This window comes from Flammeovirga pacifica (genome assembly GCF_000807855.2).
Classification (GTDB): domain Bacteria; phylum Bacteroidota; class Bacteroidia; order Cytophagales; family Flammeovirgaceae; genus Flammeovirga; species Flammeovirga pacifica.
The window spans coordinates 553,572-573,248 of record NZ_JRYR02000002.1; the positions used below are offsets into that span (position 1 = coordinate 553,572).

Consider the following 19,677-nt stretch of genomic DNA (forward strand, 5'->3'; position numbering starts at 1 on the left):
TTACAATTTTTTTATTTTTAAATTCTTAACAAATACCTATTTTTAGGTATAGTAATTATTATAATTAATGGAAGAAAGTATTTTCTCGTTGTCGGGTGACGAATTAAATCCCATGATTAATTTTTCTTCAATACAAAAAAAATGGGGTGGAGTTCTTACCGAAAATAATTTTCGTTTAAATAACCCAGAAATTGGTAAAGTAGAAAGTGTATTTTTTAAATACATTCCAGGGATGACTTGTGGTTTTACCTCCATTAAATTAAAGAAATCTTTTGTCTATAATAATCACTCAAAAGATGGTGAAAAGTTTATTAGTCTTCGTATTGGCATACCAGGGACTTTTCAATCTAACCACCAATCTGAAGTACGAATAAAAAAGTCACTTTATTTATACAATAGTCGTCAATCATTTTCTATTAAATACCCTAAAAACATAGAGATGAAGTGGTATTTTGTACGTTTTCCTATTGATGTTTATCATTTATTTGCGGATGAAAATGAAAAGAAAATATTTGATTTAATCAACAATGATAAACCATGGTTTTATTATACAATTTTAGACCATAAACTTGAACAAATACTATTATCATTAGAAAGTTATGAAAATCAACCCGAATTGATAAGGGGAATATTACTTTCCAAGATGCTAGAAATTTTTACAATTTTAAAGACTTATACCTCAAAAGGAGAGTTCAACAATATAGTATATAATGTACATCAGGATGATTTAAATATGATGTTACAATTAAAAGAGGAATTGTTACAAGATTTAGCTATTTCACCTAACATAAAAGAAATAAGCAAAAGCTTAGGAATGAGTGAGTCAAAATTACAACGCATTTTTAAAAAAGTGTTTAAAGTGCCAATACTTAAATTTTTTAATGAACAGCGACTAATTGAAGCAAAAAATCAGGTTTTGTTCTCGAATAAAGCGTTAAGTGAAATTGCTTTTGAATTAGGTTTTAATGATTTGACTCATTTTAGTAAAAGGTATACAGAAAAATATGGAGAAAGACCATCAGCAACAAGATTAAACAAATAAAAAGTCAGTAGAAAAATCTACTGACTTTTTATGACGTTTATTTTAATAACTATTTCATTACAGAAGTAGTTGTGTATTCTTCAATTAACTCAAGAGTTACTGAATTAAGAATACCAGTATATTTTGATTTTTTTACTGAGTAATTATCTGTTACTGCTGTTCCAGAGTCTTTACCAACATCAAGGGTTTCGTCTAGTGAGTACAAGTTTGGAACTGTTTTTTCGACTTTACCTTTACCAATTTCTTTACCATCAGCATAAAGTATAATAGTAGAAGAGGTATATGGTTTCATCTCATCCATGATCACTTTAGCAGTAATGTTAGTAGTATTAGCACCAACTCTTACTTTAGATTTAATACTTGTTTTATCAACTGAATTACAATACTCATAGTATACATAACCAGATTTATCTACTCTTAAAACAAAACCTGCAAAGCGACCACCTTGTGTGATTAACACACCTTGATCTCCCTTTTTGTATCCTTTTAGTGAGGCACTTAATGTATGCGATTTGAATTTTGTAAATGGAGTAGCTCCTTCAGGAAGACGCATGCCATTTGGATATCTAAATACGGTTTGACCTTTAGTTAATGATGGTCTGAAAGAACTTCTGAATCTTTCCGATCTACGATCATCAATAGGAAGTGCATTTCCTTTGGCAGCTTCAGCAAAGAATAAATATTTCATGTATTCTAATTTTTCAGGCATTTCTTCAGCCATATTTTTTGACTGTGAAAAATCAGAGCGTAAATCATAAAGTTCCCATTCCATCTCAGTAATTGGCACTGGTTCTGATGAGGCAGAACTCCAAGGAATATTTCTCATGGCTCCAGCCCACCAACCGTCGTGGTAAATACCTAGGTTTCCTACAATTTCGAAGTATTGAGTAGAATGTTGTTCTACTGCTTCTTTATCATTAAAAGAGAATACTAAAGATTCACCATCAATTGGTTCTTGAGTATAACCATCAATTTGTTTAGGCATTTCTAAACCAGCAACTTCTAAAATAGTAGGAGTGATATCGGTAACATGAGTAAATTGATCTCTTACTTCACCTTTTCCATTAATCCCTTTAGGATAAGAAATAGCCATAGCGTTTCTAACACCACCTAAATGAGAAGCAATTTGTTTCGTCCATTGGTAGGGAGAGTTTACAGCCCAAGCCCAAGCGGCAGGCATGTGGTTAAAGTAATCTTCTGTTCCTAAACGATTTGTTTTAACTGCTTTTACTTTATCTTCCCATTTTTCAGGAATACCATTAAAGAAAGCCATTTCGTTTAATAAACCTTCTTGGCCACCTTCTGCAGAACCACCGTTATCACCAGCAATGTAAATAAAAATAGTATTATCTAATTTACCCATTTCTTCAACGGCATCATATAGTCTTTTAATCTGAACGTCAGTATGCTCAGTAAATCCGGCAAATACCTCCATCATACGAGCATAGACCATTCTTTGCTCATCATTTAAACTATCCCATGCGGGTAATGATTCAGGACGAGGCGTTAATTTTGCATCAGCAGGAATGATACCTTTGTCTTTCATATTATTGAAAGCTTGTTCTCTGTAGACATCCCAACCTTCATCAAATTTACCTTTATATTTTTCGATATATTCTGCTGGGGCTTGGTGAGGAGCATGAGTTGCACCTGGTGAGAAATAAACAAAAAATGGCTTATCTGGAGCAACAGCATCCACTGATTGAATGTAGTTAATTGCTTTGTCTGCCATATCTGTAGTGATATGATATTCAGAACCATCTGCATTTGTTTCAGGCGCTGTAATTCTTTTTCTATCTTCTACTAAGGCAGGGTGAAACTGGTCTGTATCTCCACCTAAGAAACCATAGAAGTAGTCAAATCCTAAATCGTTTGGCCATCTATCAAAAGGACCAGTAAATGAAGCTTCCCAATCAGGTACATTGTGGTTTTTACCATACCATGATGTAGAATACCCTTGTTGTTGTAATACTTTTGCAACAGACCCCACTTCTTGAGGTAGCATAGAGGTGTAACCATCATTCCCAGTACCAATTTCCATAATAGCACCCGTTTCTGCTTTATGGTGATTTCTACCTGTTAGTAATGCAGCTCTTGTTGGAGAACAAAGAGCGGTTGTATGGAATCTTGAATAAGTTAAACCTTTATCTGCAATCTCATCAAAAGCAGGAGTTTCGATTTGCCCACCCATATGACCCATTTGGGCATATCCAACATCATCTAATAAGATTAAAACAATATTTGGAGCTTCCTCTAAATTATTTTCTCTAAAATTTAGTTGTTGTGGTGCTGAATCTTTTGATTCATGAACTGTAAGTCCCTTTACTTCTTGTGCTTGTGCCATAAATGGCATCATAGCAGACAGAAGTCCAATAGTAATTTTCTTTCGTAAATTCATTTGTAAACGTATTTGATAATTATTGTTTTACAAATATCTGATCAAATTGTACCTTTTATTAGGCTAAAAAGAGATGATAATGGTACAAAACAGTCATTTATGATATGAACTCTTATTTATAGTAAGTATTGGGAGGAGTTAATCCCTGAAAATATCTCTATGAGGAATTGAATGCTCTTATTTTTTAATTATGAGGTTTTAATAGCATTAGTGAAATAGATTTCATGCAATCCTTTGCATTGTCCAAAGACTCAAATATGGATAGGTTTACATACACTTTAAGACAGAAAGTGTAATTAGTATTCTTGATAAATAGATTAGATTATTCAAATATCCTCGTCTTTTTAAGGTGAGGATATTTTAATGTATGTGAATAAAGTGTTGATATTACGTTATTTTAAATCTGATTATGATTTGTTTAGAATCTCTTAAAATTTAGTTTTATAGATTGCTGCTATTAAATACTTCTTATCTATATCTATTATCACTTAACTAAATGAAACCAAATCGTAGAGTCAAACTGTCTGATTTAGCGAGCAAACTTGGATTAAGCACTTCAACGGTATCTAGAGCATTAAACGACCATCCTAAAATACCTACTGCAACGAAAAAACGAGTACAACTACTCGCCGATGAATTGTCTTACCATCCAAATCCTTTTGCTAAAGGTCTTTTAAAACAAAAGACAAAAACAATAGGGGTATTATTACCTTCTTTTAAACTTCCATTCTTTGTAGATATTACCGATAATATTCAAAAGGAATTAAAAAGTTATGGTTATAACCTGATTGTCACCACCACTGGTAAATCTTTAAAAGACGAAAAAGAGGCCTTTTGGAAAATGGCCAAAGCACATGTTGATGGAATTATTGCCATTATAAATCAAGATCATGAAGAAGTATCTTTTTTAAATGATATTTTGGATGAAGGTATTCCAATTATTTTTATTGATCGAGTAGTAGAGTCTATAGACGCCAACTATGTATTAAGTGATGATTTTACGGGGTCTTACACAGCCATTGATCACCTTATAAAAACAGGGCATAAAAAAATTCTTTATTTAGAAGGTCCTGAGAATTTATCTACAAGTTTTTACAGAACACAAGGCTATTTAGAAGCCTTGAAAGATAATCAAATAAACGATACCAATGTTTTATCTTGTGAGAATGTGGATGAAGTAAAATTGAAATTACAAAGTTGCCCTTCTTCCTATGATGCTATTGCTTGTTTTAATGATTATTATGCTTTTGAAGCTTTGGAATATCTTCAAGCGCAAAAAGTCCAAGTTCCTAATCAAGTAAGTATAATTGGTTTTGCTGATGAACCTTTGTGTAAATATACTAGCCCTAAATTAAGTACTGTAGCACAACCTTGTGAAGAAATAGGGAAGATTTCGGTCTCCAATTTATTAAATGAAATAAACTCATTACAAATCAATCAACCTACAGAATTCAAGACCATAAAAATCCCTACTACTTTGAAAATCAGAGAAAGCTGCAAATAGTGTTTTTTCTTGTAATTGACGGATATTGCGTCATTTGATGATAGTGAATTTTATTAAACGGCAATTATGTGCATCAAAAAGCACTATTTATGCTTGAACGTGCAAATCCATGCAAACGATTGCATGGATTTTTTTAAGTGTATCATATACTTTTGTCTCATCATCTATTCACTAAATAAATCAAAGTATGAAAAAAGGTTCATTACTTTTTGTTCGAATGATTTTACTGACAGTATTATCATTTGGAGTAATTGACGCTTTTGCGCAAACTAGAGTCATCAGTGGTTCGATCACTGACGAAAGTAATGCTCCCTTAGTTGGAGCTAACATTTTAATCGAAGGTACTTCTAATGGTACAATTGCAGACTTCGATGGTAAATATTCACTTGAGATCCCTCAAGATGCAAGTAAAATTGTAGTGAGTTTTGTAGGTTATTTACCTCAAACACTTGCTATAGGTACACAATCAATCATTAATGTAACGCTAGAGCCTGATGCAGAGCAACTAGACGAAATTGTTATTGTTGGTTATGGTACTCAGGAAAAAGTTAACGTAACTGGTGCTGTTGCTCAGGTTGATGGAGAAACATTATCAGTACCCACACCCGATGCAGCAGGTGCACTACAAGGTAGAGTAGCAGGAGTACAAATCAACAACGGTGGTACGGCTCCTGGTGATATGCCCCAAATTCGTGTTCGTGGTGTAACTACACTAGGATCAGCAAACCAACCATTAGTTGTAATTGATGGAATTGTGTCTTCTTACGAAAACTTTGGTATGTTAGCTAACTCTGATATTGAATCTATTTCGGTATTAAAAGATGGTGCTTCTGCCTCTATCTACGGTGCACGTGCTGCTGCTGGTGTTATTTTGGTAACAACAAAACAAGGTAAAGTAGGTAAGCCAAAAGTAACTTATGAAGGTTATGTAGGTATTCAAACAATGACAAGGAGACCTGAGTATGTAGATAAAAATACATGGGCAAACATCATGAATGATGCCTCTTTAGTAGAAACAGGTAACCCGCGTTATAACAGCACTCAAATGGGACATATCATGAACGATACCAACCCTAATGAGTATGGTAATACGAATTGGTTAGACGAAGTTTACAGAAATACTGCAGCTCAACAATCACATTATATCAATGTTTCGGGTGGTACAGAAAAGACTAAATACTTAGCTTCATTTGGCTTCCTAGATCAGGATGGATTTCTTCAAACAACAGATAATTATAAGAGATACAATACAAAGTTGAATTTATCATCTAAATTATCTGATAAGTTTACATTGAGAGCACAAATGGCTTTCACTCGTCAAGAAAGACAACGTCCTGCAGATTTATACCGTGTGCAACAGGCGATTAATACGCCAAGTTTGAACCCTGCCACTTATACTGAAGGCGAATATGCAGGAAGATGGTCAACTCATCACCCAGCAAGAAATAACTTCTTTGAAAACCCATTGATCTATCTAAACACAGCAGATCGTATTCAAAAGCAGAATACACTACAATCTTTTGCGGCTTTAGATTATGAAATCACAAAAGGTTTAAAAGTAACGGCTAGAACTTCGATGAACTATCGTAATGATGAGAATAACCAATTTACTCAGAATTATGAGTTCTTAGATTGGAAAGGAGCAGTAATGTCCAATCCGTTAGTAGCAAGAGGAGAAGAATGGTGGACAAATGATTTGAGAATTGTCAATGACATCGTTGTAAATTATAATGTAAGTCTTGGAAAGCATAAAATCTCGGCGTTAGCTGGTATTGCAGAAGAGTTTTATCGTTATGATGAAATCAGTACACGTAGATTTGATTTTGTAAACAACGAATTAAGAGAATTAGCTGCAGGTTCTCAAGCAGGGCAGTTAGGTACAACAACTGCAACTGATTGGACTTTACAATCTTACTTCGGTCGTTTAAATTATAACTTTGATGGTAAATACTTATTAGAAGGTAACTTAAGAGCGGATGTATCTTCAAGATTTAAGCCAGGTAACCGTACGGGTATTTTCCCTTCAGTTTCTGCAGGTTGGAGACTAGCTGAAGAATCATTCTTTAAGGATAACGTATCAGAAAACTTTATTGCTGATGCTAAAATTAGAGCTTCTTATGGTCAATTAGGTAATCAAGCTGTATTCGATGATAATTACCCTTGGATGCCACGTATCGCTAATGCTGATTATCCATTCTACAATGAAATGAATGTGGGTAAAGCTCAAACAACTATGGTTGTAGACGATATCTCATGGGAGACAACGCATACTTATAATTTAGGGGTTGATTTAGATTTCTTCCAAGGAAAATTAGGAGCTAGTTTCGATGTATTTAAGAAAGTTACTGATGATATCCTTCTTAGATTACCTGTATCATCAACATCAGGTTTAACTGCTCCAGTTAGAAATGCAGGTCAGTTAGAGAACCAAGGATGGGAAATCGACCTTCGTTACAATAACGAAACAAAAGGTGGTTTAAGGTATTCAATTGGTGCTAACGTATCTAGTTTCCAAAATACAATTACTGACTTAAAAGGTGCTTATTCGGAATTTGCTCCTGACTTCAGAGAAGGAGATGCCATTGGTACTATCTATGGTTATAAAAACTTAGGTATCTATACGGATCAAAAACAAGTTGACTTAGATAACGCTGCAAGAAATGGTGATAAAGACGCGATTGCTTCTGGAGGTATTGGTCAAACAAGAGATGTAAGATTAGGAGATATCAGATATGCTGATGTAAACGGTGATGGCCAAGTGAATTTTGAAGATATGGTAAACATCGGTAACACATTAGCAAAATTAACTTACGGTATTAATGTTGATTTAGGTTATAAGAGCTGGGATTTCTCTATGTTTTGGCAAGGTGCTGGTAACATCGACGGTTATGCTGCCAACTTAAGATATGCTGGTAACGGTGAGGTAAACATTAGAGAAGAAGCTCGTGATACTTACAACGAAATCTCTAACCCTACAGGTACATTCCCAAGAATTTCAGTAAATGGTAATACTCAAAACGAACAAGTTTCTGATTATTGGGTACAATCTGCAGCTTATTTAAGACTGAAAAACATTCAGGTTGGATATACACTTCCTGCTGGAGCAACTAAAGCCATTAATGTAGAAAAAATGAGATTCTATGTATCTGGTCAAAATGTGTTGACTTTCACAAACTTCGATTCTGGTTTAGATCCTGAAATGGTAGCACCAATGCAAACAAATGGTTCATTTGGGGGTCATGAAACTAATGCTAGACCTAGTTTCTACCCAACAGTATCTGTATACACAGTTGGTTTACAAGCAACATTCTAAATAAGAGCAAAAGATGAAATTAAGAAATAAATTAGTCGCAGTACTACTAGCAGTAGCTTCTTTAAGCTGCTCTAAATTAGACTTAGTGCCTCACGATGAGTTATCAGATGGATCGTACTGGGTGTCAAAAAATGATTTTGAATTGGCTGCTAACTCATGTTATAGAGAGTTAGACGGTAAATATAAAATGTTCTGGGTAAACTCTCAAGATATTTTCCAAGGAGGTTTGATTGACCTTATGACTGGAGGTATCTATGGATCAAATGAGATCGGAGAAGGTATTCATCAACCAGATAATTACTTCTTAAATCAGATTTGGAGAGAAACATACACTGGTATCCGTAAGTGTAATAACTTCTTGGATAAGACAGAAACTTATCTTGCCAATAACAATATGACTTGGGAAGAAAATGATATTCTTGAAGCAATTGGTCAAGTTCGTTTGATCAGAGCGTCTCAGTATTACCGTTTGGCTAAAATGTGGGGAGATTCACCAATGCCAGAGCATATTCTAACAGCTGAAGAGGCAAACTCTATTCCTGCTACAGGTTATGATGCTATTATTGAAAAAGTTATAGAAGAATTCACTCAAGCAGCCAAGGAATTACAAGGTTTCGATGGTGATGGTAACAGAGTGACTGAATATTCTGCTTATGCATACATGGTACGTATCTACATGGATATGGAAGATTGGACAAAAGCTTCAGAGTATGCTAAGAAAATTATCGATTCAGGTAACTATGAACTTTACACTGATGGTGGTCCTCAAAATGCATATTTCGACCTCTTCACTACTAAAGGTAATAACTGTAAGGAGGCTATCGTAGCACATAATTTTACGAATACTACTTGGTCTTATTCACATGGTACTTTTGAACAAGCATCGATGTGGGGTCTACAACGCCCTTCGGCTAGAGGTACGGAAATCTTCTGGTCAGATCAAGGTCAATTTATTGAATATGTTGATGCTACTACTGGTGAATCACTAACGAAAATCGAACCTGAAGATCAATTAATTATTGATGCTGTAGGTAAAGATGTTCGTCCAATCAATAGAATTTTAGCAGAAGATGAGTTACATATTCTTGAAGAAAATAGAGACCCTCGTTACAAGCAAATGATGGTGCCTTTCGAAGGATTTACTTCTGATGCTTGGAGTACACAAAATGCAACAAACGAGCAAGTAACTCAAGGTCGTTTCATTAAAGGATTTGATGAAGCTCAGAATGTAGGTTATTTATATTCTACACAAAAACACGTGATCCGATTAGCAGAAATGTTCCTATCGTATGCTGAAGCTCAAAACGAATTAGGTAACGGTTCTGTAGCAGTTCAATATGTAAATATGATTCGTGATCGTGTGGGAATGACTAATCTTACTGGTACTCCACAACAAGATCAACTTCGTGAGATCATCAGAAGAGAACGTAGTATAGAATTAATGAGCGAAGGTCAGTTGTACTATGATTACAAACGTTGGACTTTCCAAGGTCAAAATTATTTAGAATATACTACTAACCGTAACGGTGGTGTTCATCCAGGTGGATGGGAAACAGTTGAATTGGATAACGGTAAGAAAGGTGTAGATATGGGCGTTAAGCTTAATATGAATAACATTCGTTCTTATAATTCTCCAAGAAACGATTATTGGCCTTTCCCAATGACAGAGGTGCAAATCAACCCTAACTTGCCACAAAAGCAAGGATGGTAACCAATAAACAATAGTATAATGGGGTTGTGATATTATTTCACAACCTCATTATTATTAATAATTAATCGATTATAAATTATTGAATGTATAAGCTATTTAGGTTCAACTTTCCCTTTTACTAAAGTAAATATATTAACAGAGTAAATCTTCAGATATACTCAAGTGATTAGCATTAAATAAAACGATTGCCATAATTAGAAATGAAAAGATTAATACTATCTATTGTAGCCTTAGCTTGTTTTTCTTGTACTTCCAATGAAAAATGGAAAGACAGCAGTTTGGCTCCTCAGGAGCGAGCCGAGGCTTTGCTTAAAGAAATGACTTTAGAAGAAAAAGTCCGTCAGATGAATATGACCCGAGGGGATAAATTAAAAACTGACGATCAATTAGACATTACAAAAATTAAAGACCAAATAGGAGAAATTGGTTTAGGATCTATCCATGACTTTTATCCTAAAACTGCAAAAGAATATAATGTAGTTCAAAAAAATACGATAGAAAATTCACGTTTGCATATTCCGGTAATGCTAATGGAAGAAATGCTTCATGGCTATCATACTGATGGAGCCACCGTTTTTCCTATGCCGTTAGCCATGGGTGCATCGTGGAATAAAGAGTTATTGCATCAAGTAGGTGAAGTTATAGGAAAAGAAGCAAGAGTAAATGGTGCTCATGTGGCTTTAGGTCCAACACTTGGTATAGCTAGAGAACCTAGATGGGGACGTGTAGCCGAGTTGTATTCTGAAGATACACACTTAGCGACAGAAATGGGATATAATTTAATTGTTGGTATGGGAGGGCAAAACCCTTCTTCACCTTATTCCATGATTGCAGGGCCTAAACATTTTGCGGTTCATTCGGCTCCAATTACTGGGTCGAACGCTTCTCCAGTATTATTAGGGGAGAGAACATCAAGAACAGATTTTCTTCCTGTATTTGAAAAAGCAGTGAAAGAAGGTGGTGCTTTAAATTTGATGTCGAGCTATTCAGAATTAGACGGAGTACCTTGTACAGGCAATAAATGGTTACTGACAGATGTTCTTCGTAAAGAATGGGGCTTTAATGGTTTTACTGTTTCTGATTTAGGTGCAATGAGATTTCTTTGGAACGTTCATCATTACGCAGAATCACCAAGAGACGCTATCAAAAAAGCGACAGAGGCAGGTTTAGACATGCAATTCTATGATTTTCCTGATAGTATGTATCAAGCTACTTTGGTAGATCTTGTAAAAACAGGAGACATGGATGTTCGACATATCGATAGAGCGGTGAAGGGTATTTTATATACAAAATTTGTCTTAGGTCTATTCGAAGAACCTTATGTTACACAAGAGCGCATTGATAAACACTATCACAGTAAAGCCAATCAAAAAGTAGCTTATGATATTGCTGCAGAATCTATTGTACTTTTAGAAAATGATGGCATACTTCCTTTAAAAAAGAATCAACATAAAAAAATTGCTGTATTAGGACCTTTAGCCGCTGAAGCTGAATTAGGTGGATATACACATGCATCTGCAGAAGGTGTATCTATTTTGGAAGGTTTGAAAAAAGCATCACCTAAGACTACTTTTACTTATGAGAAAGCAGCCAATATTGTAGAAAGAGGTACCGCAATCCAAGCAAAATATTTATTTCATGATAATGGAAAGAAAGGTTTAAAAGCTTCTTTCTTTAATAACATGGAATTAAAGGGAGATCCTGTATTGGAAATGATTCATGATAAAATTGATTTTGAATGGCCTTGGAACCCTTACCCAGGAGTGGAAGATGACTTTTTCTCTGCACGTTGGGAAGGATACATCAAAACAGATGTAGATGTAAAAGGGTGGTTAGGAACTACAAGTGATGATGGATCTAGAATCTATATTAATGATGAGTTAGTTTTGGATGCATGGAATGGAAGTACACCAATCAAAAAGGTGCCTTTCACTTTCAAAAAAGGGAAAAAGTATAAATTAAAATATGATTACTATGATAACCAATGGCATGCTACAGCATCATTGAGATGGTCTAAAAAAGACAATGGTATTCAGAATGCTATACGCTTAGCAAAAGAAGCTGAATTATCAATTATTGTGGTTGGTGAAAATACCAAAACAGTAAATGAGAATAGAGATGTTGCACATTTGGGTCTTTCAGGCGATCAGTTAGAAATGATTAAAGCAGTAGCTAAAGTTGGTAAACCTTATGTTGTTGTTTTACAAAACGGACGTCCTTTATCAACCAATTGGGTTTCAGAACATGCAAATGCTTTAGTAGAAGCTTGGTTTGCAGGAGAACAAGGCGGTTATGCTATTGCTGATATGTTATATGGTGAAGTTAATCCATCAGGTAAAATGCCGATTTCAGTAGCCAAATCAGTAGGACAATTACCTGTTTATTATAATCAAAAGCCGACCACAATTTACAGATATGTAGATCAGGATGATAAGTGTTTGTACAACTTCGGGTATGGTTTAAGTTATTCTACTTTTGAGTATGGTAAGCCTAAAGTTCAAGTAAAAGAATCAAATGGTGATTTTACAGTTTCTGTCTCTATTGATGTTACAAATACCTCTAAAGTAGCAGGCAAAGAAACAGTACAATTGTATGTGCGTGACATGATATCTTCTGTTACAGTTCCTCCACTATCATTAAAATCATTTGATAAAAAACTGATTAAGGCAGGGGAAACGATCAATTATACTTTTGAACTAGATAAAGATGATTTAAAACTTTGGAACCAAGAGAAACAATGGGTGGTTGAAGCAGGGCAATTTAAAGCAATGGTTGGTCCTTCATCAACAGAATTACAATCAATTGAATTTGAACTAAATAAATCTTATAAGCTGTGAGAAAATCGTTAATATTAATAGCAACACTTTTTCTATCAAATTGGGCATTTGCACAATGGAAAGGTAAAGAATATGTGGTAGATCAAGATCCTAAAGTACAACAAAAGTTGGAAGAGTGGCAGGATCTTAAATTAGGGTTCTTTGTACACTGGGGCGCTTACTCTGTAGATGGATTATGTGAGTCTTGGCCTATTGTATCTGAAGATGTAGATTGGTTAACTCCTCATGAAGATTTGGATGCTTTTAGAAAGCAATATTTTGATCTGCCAAAACGTTTTAATCCCACTAAATTTGATGCCAATCAGTGGGCTGATTTAGCAGAAGAAATGGGAGCAAAGTATTTTGTGTTTACAACAAAACATCATGATGGGTTTACGATGTGGGATACAAAGGAGACGGATTATAAAATCACAAACCCTGAATTTCCTTATGCAAAAGCGCCACAAGCAGATGTTACAAAAGCATTGTTTGATGCTATGAGAGCAAAAGATATGATGATTGGTGCGTATATCTCTAAACCAGATTGGCATCATCCTCACTACTGGTCTAAATCATTTCAATCTCCAGGTAGAAATGTAAATTACAAAATTGATAGACATCCAGATTGGTGGAAAAGCTTTACTGATTTCTTCTACAACCAAGTAGAAGAATTAATGACAGGTTATGGCGATATCGATATCCTTTGGTTAGACGGTGCTTGGGCAGATAAAAATAATCTGAAACAAGACATGAAAATGGATGAAGTTGGTAATATGTGTCGTGAAAACCAACCAGGTATTTTAGTAGTAGATCGTTGGGTTGGCGGACCTTGGGAAAACTACAGAACACCAGAACAACATATTCCTTCAGAATCGAATCCAATTCCGTGGGAAACTAATATGACTGTCAACTGTTGCTTCTCTTATCGTTTCGAAGAAAGTGTAGAAACTAATGTGAAAAGTGGAAGAGAACTAACTCATAAGTTTATTGATATTGTAGCTAAAGGAGGCAACTTATTACTCAACTTAGGAGCCTCTCCAGAAGGCTGGTTTAATGCAGAAGAAATCAAGTCTGTGCGTCAGTTGGGTAAATGGATTCATGCGAATGAAAATGCCATTTATGGTACAAGAGCAATTGCTCCTTTTGCAGAGGCTAACATTCGTTATACTCGTGAAAAAGAGGGAGAGAAAGTATATGCTGTTGTGTTGTTGGAAGAAGGTGAGCAAATGAATAAAGCAATGTTTCCTGGTTGTTTGGTAGCTAAAGGTGCAAAAATTAAAGATGTTGCGACGGGTAAATATGTGAAGTATTCTCGTCAGGGTAATTCGACTTTAGTGGACATGCCTAAAAAGGCTGGAGAAGCACAATTTGCTATTGCTTTTGAAATCTCAAAAGTAGAAAGTATGGCAGGAAAGAAAGTTGGTAAAGACCAAGCAGCTATTGATGCTGAGAATAGAAACTTATAGAATAGAATTTAGAATTTCAATATTTCCTTTCAGAGCAACTCAGTTAAGTTTTAACTGAGTTGCCTTTTTAAATTGATCAACAAGGAAATTAAAACCACATTAAATTAGACTGATAAAATGAAAAGAAATATACTTAAAATAATTCTGATATTTGCCATGAGTATCTCTTTTGCCGAAGCGCAAGATTTACCACATCAAAAACCAGAAATCGTTACAGTTAACACCGAAACCCCAAGAAGTTCATTCTATATACAAACTAAAGATGAAGTGAAATCTGGGGTAAGTAGTATAAACAGTCAACACGTCCTTGACTTAAATGGAGAATGGAAATTCCAATTTTATAATTCTGAAGTTGATATTCCTTCTAATTTTAATTCACCTCATTTTAATTTTTCAGCATGGGGAAACATCACTGTTCCCTCCAATTGGGAGATGGAAGGTCATGGTATTCCTATTTATAAAAATGTAGGTTTTGCTTTTAAGGGAAATGGTCAAATGCCAGATCCTGCGTATAATCCATCGGCTATTTATCATAAAGAAATTACGCCTAACACTTCTTGGGATGGTAAAGACATTTACCTAAGATTTGAAGGAGTTGCTGGCGGTGTATATGTTTATGTCAATGGAAAAGAAGTAGGCTATTCAGAAGGAAGTAAGACCGCTGCAGAGTTTAATGTTACTGAATACCTTAATGTAGGGGAGACCAATCAACTGACTTTAAAAGTAGTAAAATATACTTCTGGTTCTTATTTAGAGGATCAAGATTTTTGGCGATTGGCAGGGATTGAAAGAGATGTCTATTTATGGGCGGCTCAACCATCACATATAAAAGATTTAAACATCATTTCTAGTTTAAAAAATAAATATAAAGATGGTGATCTGAATATTGAAATTACTTTGTCAAAACCAAATTCATCAAAGTTAAAATGGGAACTTTTAGAGAATGGGAAGATCATTAAATCAAAAACTATTGCTCAAGTAAATAAAACTATATTAAAGGTGAATGAGACCATCAAATCTGTGAAGAAATGGTCTGCAGAAACGTCAAATTTATATGATCTTGTGATTTATAATGGTGAGGAAGCTGTAAAAACTAAAGTAGGATTTAGAACTGTCGAAATCAAAGATCATACGTTACAGGTAAATGGCCAATATTTATTAGTTAAAGGGGTGAATCTTCATGATCATCATATGACAAGGGGACATACTGTAACTAGAGAAGATTATCTAGAGGATTTTGCCATTATGAAGGCACATAACATCAATGCGATTCGTTGTTCACACTATCCAAAACCTTCATTTTTTTATGAACTATGTGATTCATTAGGGTTTTATGTAGTAGATGAAGCCAATATTGAAGCTCACGGTTTTGGTAATGATTCTCAGTATTATCATCCTGATACTACCAAATCTTTAGGTTATTTACCGTTATGGGAAAAACAACATATGGAGCGTACGATCAGAATGTATGAACGAGATAAAAACCACCCTTCGGTAATTATTTGGTCTTTAGGTAATGAAAACGGAAATGGTCAAAATTTTTATAAAACATATGATTGGTTAAAGGAAAATGATAAAACCCGCCCTGTTCAATCGGAGAGTGCCAATCATTTTACGAATACAGATATCTCTGCACCCATGTATAATATTGCACAAAGTGGGTTAGACTATGTGAGAGATTTTGATAAAGAACCAAGGTTTCAACGTCCTTATATTCAGTGTGAATACGCTCATGCAATGGGTAATTCTGTAGGAGATTTAAAAGAATATTGGGATATTTATCGTGCACACAAGATTCTTCAAGGAGGTTTTATTTGGGATTGGGTAGATCAAGGAATCTTAACTAAAAATGAAAAAGGAGAAGAGTTTTTTGCTTACGGTGGTGATTTGAGAGCATCAAGATACCCGAACGATGAAAACTTCTGTGCCAATGGACTGGTGAATGCAGATCGTAAAATCAAGCCCTCTTTATTAGAAGTAAAAAAGGTGTATCAAAACATTAATTTTACACTTTCGGAAAACAAATTAATGGTGAATAATGAATACTCTTTTCTTGCAACCACTAACTACACTTTGAAATATCAATTAAAAGAAAACGGTAGAGTAGTAGATGAAAAGAAAATGAAGTTACCGAGAATTCAACCTATGTCTGAAAAATCTGTAACATTACAGCAATTCGCTATTGACAATGAGGAAGAACAGTTTTTATATGTAGCTGTTTACAATGAAAAGAATGAATTGGTGGGAGAAGAAGAGTTTCTGATTCAAGAAAAGAAGTATGTATCACAATTATCTGATGCAAAAGCTGATGTAGAAATGTTGAATAATGAGGTGATTTTAAAATCGAATACTACTCAATGGATCTTTTCTAAAACTAGTGGATATATGGTGGCTTGGATGAAAGAAGGAAAAAATATTTTACAACGTCCTTTTAAACCAACATTTTGGAGAGCACCATTAGATAACGATTTAGGTTTTCAGATTTACGACACATTAGGAGTTTGGAAAAAAGCCAATGATTTTCAAAAATTGCTTTCTTTTGAAGTGAATAGTTCTTCTGGCAAAATCACAGCATTATTTGATGTTGGAGTAGCCAAAGTAAACATGATATATCAAATGGATGACCAAGGCTTGTTAAGAATAACCATGGACTTATTTGATATTACAACAAATAATCATATTCCAAGAGTAGGGATTAATTATGCCATAGATGAAAAATTTAATCAAGTAGAGTTTTATGGTAAGGGGCCACATGAAAATTATTGGGATAGAAAAACTTCTGCAATGATGGGTATCTATCAATTAAATGTAAGTGATTTTGATTTTGAATATATCCGTCCTCAAGAGAATGGAGCAAGAGCTGATGTTCGTTATGTGAAATTTACAAATGGTCATTCTATTTATGGAGAGCAACCCTTTTTGTTCACAACACATCATAGTGTTTTAGGAGATTATCAAGACGGTCCTAAAAAAGGTCAAAGACATAGTACAGATATTATTAAAAGACCTTTGACAGATATTACAATCGATCATCTACAAATGGGAGTTGGTGGAGATTATTCTTGGGGAGCATGGCCAATACCAAAGTATTTGATTAAACCTCAAGATTACTCATTTAGTATAGAACTGAAATAAGTTAAAACACTATAAATAGCAAAGGTTATAATAATCAATTGATGATATTTGTGTTTCAGTTTTTACTGCTTAAACATTTTACTATCAATCGATTCATTAACAATGAGTATTAAAGTTTTTTTTCTGTATTTTATTCTAATCATATGCTGTGTTTTTATTGCATATGGTCGAGTTTCTAAATCAAACAAACCAAGGAAACTTAAAATGGTGAAACCTATTAAAGTATCACCTTCAAGTCCTGAAAGATCAGTAGTAATTAATACAAACTATTCTTATTGATCTTAAGGATAAGACATTTTTAATCTACTCCGGTAGTTAAAGTTTTGTCTAAATAAAAGGGTTACTTATAAACGTAATACATTTATAAGCAACCCTTTTTTATAAAATCCCTAAAAAGGGGGATAGTATGATATTAGTATCTATAATATATTTGTATTGTTGAGAAAAATCAGTGTGACATATCTATGATTCTTTACTACCCATAAGCTATCTCATTTACCCTGAGATAGCTTTTCTTATGTTACATTGGAAATCCTTTATAAGAGAACCAATCAAAATATGCTTTTGCTTTAGATTTTTGTTGATGCGAAGTACAGTAAACACCAAGGTATCCGCCAGTGTAACCACTGTTCCATCCATAGCTCAATAAAATATCATTTTTAGTTTCCCCTAGTTTCTGATAATTAACTCCATTATCGGTCGAAAAATAATAATGATAACTATTGTCAATACTTTCTACTTTGAACAGTAGGTTACCTTTAAAATTATCTATTTTTATGGATTCAAGATTTAATTCATCCTTCTTTTTTTCCTTTACATTTAACGTCAAGTAATAATTATTCTCTTTCTTTTCTACAAGACAAGAAATATAATTATCGTCTTTTTGCATGATCATGATACCTGCCTGTTCTTTTTCTTTTTTAGGGAGGAAATACATTTGTGTTTCAAAACTGAAAAGGCTTTCTTTTTGTCGAATCCCCATAAAACCATATTGTTCTCGTAAACCAACTTCTTGTGGAATAGCGTTTAGCACCAACTTTTTCTTTTGAGTATCAATTTGATAAAAATCTCTTGGTACTCTTCTAAAGTTCCATTCATAATCTAATGTTGGTTGATCAAAATGATCTATAAAAGAATCATTACGTCTTTGAGAAAGATTAGTAAAAGGTAATTTCTCGTTTTTCATCACTTTACCATTTTCAGGCGATACAACTGGCCAATCATATTTTGGTTCTTTCCACCAAAAAGGCTCTCTTTCCCATGAAACTGGAATTAAAAATGTTTCTCTTCCCATGTTACTTGCTTGGTCCACATCACCTCTAATACCTAATGCGACCATATACCAACGCCCATCCTCTAATTGAATAATATCAGCATGTCCAGTACTATTTACCCAATTGTTATAAGATAAATTTCTTGTAGTAAGAATAGGGTTTCTTTCGTTAGATACATAAGGGCCTGTTATCTTATCACTTACCGCAATCATCATGGCGTGGTTATAACTTGTGCCTCCTTCTGCTACCATAAGATAGTATCTATTATCGTGTTTATAAATATGTGGACCTTCTACCCAAACACCTCCGCAGGCACCTCTATACAAATAGTGTCTTTCACCTAATAATTTCCAATTATCAATGTCTAATTGTTGTGTCCATATTTCACCTTCTCCTTCATAAGTAGGATTTTCTGGAGAGTGAGTCCCCGTAAACCAAACTGTGCCATCATCATCAAAGAAAATATCAGGATCTATTCCCGGAGCACCCTCAATAATATGTGGTTCAGACCAAGGACCTGCAGCATTTTTTGCAGTAATAATAAAATTCACTAATTCCGCAGGAGCACCTTCTTCTTTGGGTAAGTAAACATTGGTTGTTATAATATAGAATGTTCCTTGGTGATAACGAATAGTAGGAGCATGTATACCACCATTTTGTTGTACATCCACGAGGTTCATATCAGCATTACATTGTTCTATTTTATGTAATCCATAACCTGCCCATTCCCAGTTGACTAAATCTTTACTTTTATGAATAGGTAAACCTGGGAAGTATTCAAAAGAGGAATTGACAATGTAAAAATATTCTCCATCATAAGTGATGGATGGGTCGGGGTATCCACCTTGAATAATAGGGTTTGTAAACGTCTGACTAAAGACATTAAGGGTTAACAATGATATAATTGTAGTAAAAAGGATTTTCATAAAATTCAAAATTATAGTTTTCGTAATGGATAATACAAATAAAAAAAACCACTTCCCATAATATGGAAAGTGGTTTAATATTTTTTATTGAT

The 19,677-nt window shown here is 34.3% G+C and carries 9 protein-coding genes; 7 read left to right on the forward strand and 2 right to left on the reverse strand.

The features are described 5' to 3' along the window. Positions 1 to 67 precede the first annotated feature (67 nt). Positions 68 to 1,042, forward strand: a complete 975-nt coding sequence (locus NH26_RS21325) for a helix-turn-helix domain-containing protein (RefSeq protein ID WP_044226358.1) — start codon at positions 68 to 70, stop codon at positions 1,040 to 1,042. A 49-nt stretch (positions 1,043 to 1,091) separates the two neighbouring features. On the opposite strand, the gene NH26_RS21330 is transcribed toward NH26_RS21325, so the two are convergent. Continuing rightward, complete coding sequence (locus NH26_RS21330) at positions 1,092 to 3,440, reverse strand: arylsulfatase (protein ID WP_052432161.1); 2,349 nt, start codon at positions 3,438 to 3,440, stop codon at positions 1,092 to 1,094. A 496-nt stretch (positions 3,441 to 3,936) separates the two neighbouring features. On the opposite strand from NH26_RS21330, the gene NH26_RS21335 reads away from it, so the two are divergent. The 6 genes from NH26_RS21335 to NH26_RS21360 all read left to right on the forward strand — a co-directional run bounded on the left by NH26_RS21335 (position 3,937) and on the right by NH26_RS21360 (position 17,385). Further along, complete coding sequence (locus NH26_RS21335) at positions 3,937 to 4,944, forward strand: LacI family DNA-binding transcriptional regulator (protein WP_044226360.1); 1,008 nt, start codon at positions 3,937 to 3,939, stop codon at positions 4,942 to 4,944. Positions 4,945 to 5,131: 187 nt separating this feature from the next. Further along, on the forward strand, positions 5,132 to 8,257 hold the full coding sequence (locus NH26_RS21340; RefSeq protein ID WP_044226362.1) for a SusC/RagA family TonB-linked outer membrane protein: 3,126 nt from the start codon (positions 5,132 to 5,134) through the stop codon (positions 8,255 to 8,257). A gap of 13 nt (positions 8,258 to 8,270) precedes the next feature. Then, the gene (locus tag NH26_RS21345) at positions 8,271 to 9,968 is read left to right on the forward strand and encodes a RagB/SusD family nutrient uptake outer membrane protein (RefSeq protein WP_044226364.1); all 1,698 of its coding nucleotides are present in this window, start codon (positions 8,271 to 8,273) and stop codon (positions 9,966 to 9,968) included. Positions 9,969 to 10,168: 200 nt separating this feature from the next. Next, complete coding sequence (locus NH26_RS21350) at positions 10,169 to 12,805, forward strand: glycoside hydrolase family 3 N-terminal domain-containing protein (RefSeq protein ID WP_044226366.1); 2,637 nt, start codon at positions 10,169 to 10,171, stop codon at positions 12,803 to 12,805. Then, positions 12,802 to 14,250: an alpha-L-fucosidase gene (locus tag NH26_RS21355; RefSeq protein ID WP_071397254.1), complete on the forward strand. Its 1,449-nt coding sequence runs from the start codon at positions 12,802 to 12,804 to the stop codon at positions 14,248 to 14,250. Before NH26_RS21350 ends, NH26_RS21355 begins: the two co-directional genes overlap by 4 nt. 117 nt (positions 14,251 to 14,367) lie before the next feature. Continuing rightward, positions 14,368 to 17,385 (forward strand): glycoside hydrolase family 2, encoded by a 3,018-nt coding sequence (locus NH26_RS21360; RefSeq protein WP_044226369.1) that lies wholly within the window; start codon positions 14,368 to 14,370, stop codon positions 17,383 to 17,385. A 520-nt stretch (positions 17,386 to 17,905) separates the two neighbouring features. Here NH26_RS21360 and NH26_RS21365 read toward each other — a convergent pair. Further along, positions 17,906 to 19,585, reverse strand: a complete 1,680-nt coding sequence (locus NH26_RS21365; protein WP_044226371.1) for a glycoside hydrolase family 43 protein — start codon at positions 19,583 to 19,585, stop codon at positions 17,906 to 17,908. Positions 19,586 to 19,677: the final 92 nt, after the last annotated feature.

Coding starts and splice junctions, on each gene's coding strand:
- NH26_RS21325 (WP_044226358.1), top strand. CDS start 68: ATGGAAGAAAGTATTTTCTCGTTGTCGGGTGACGAATTAAATCCCATG.
- NH26_RS21330 (WP_052432161.1), bottom strand. CDS start 3,440: ATGAATTTACGAAAGAAAATTACTATTGGACTTCTGTCTGCTATGATG.
- NH26_RS21335 (WP_044226360.1), top strand. CDS start 3,937: ATGAAACCAAATCGTAGAGTCAAACTGTCTGATTTAGCGAGCAAACTT.
- NH26_RS21340 (WP_044226362.1), top strand. CDS start 5,132: ATGAAAAAAGGTTCATTACTTTTTGTTCGAATGATTTTACTGACAGTA.
- NH26_RS21345 (WP_044226364.1), top strand. CDS start 8,271: ATGAAATTAAGAAATAAATTAGTCGCAGTACTACTAGCAGTAGCTTCT.
- NH26_RS21350 (WP_044226366.1), top strand. CDS start 10,169: ATGAAAAGATTAATACTATCTATTGTAGCCTTAGCTTGTTTTTCTTGT.
- NH26_RS21360 (WP_044226369.1), top strand. CDS start 14,368: ATGAAAAGAAATATACTTAAAATAATTCTGATATTTGCCATGAGTATC.
- NH26_RS21365 (WP_044226371.1), bottom strand. CDS start 19,585: ATGAAAATCCTTTTTACTACAATTATATCATTGTTAACCCTTAATGTC.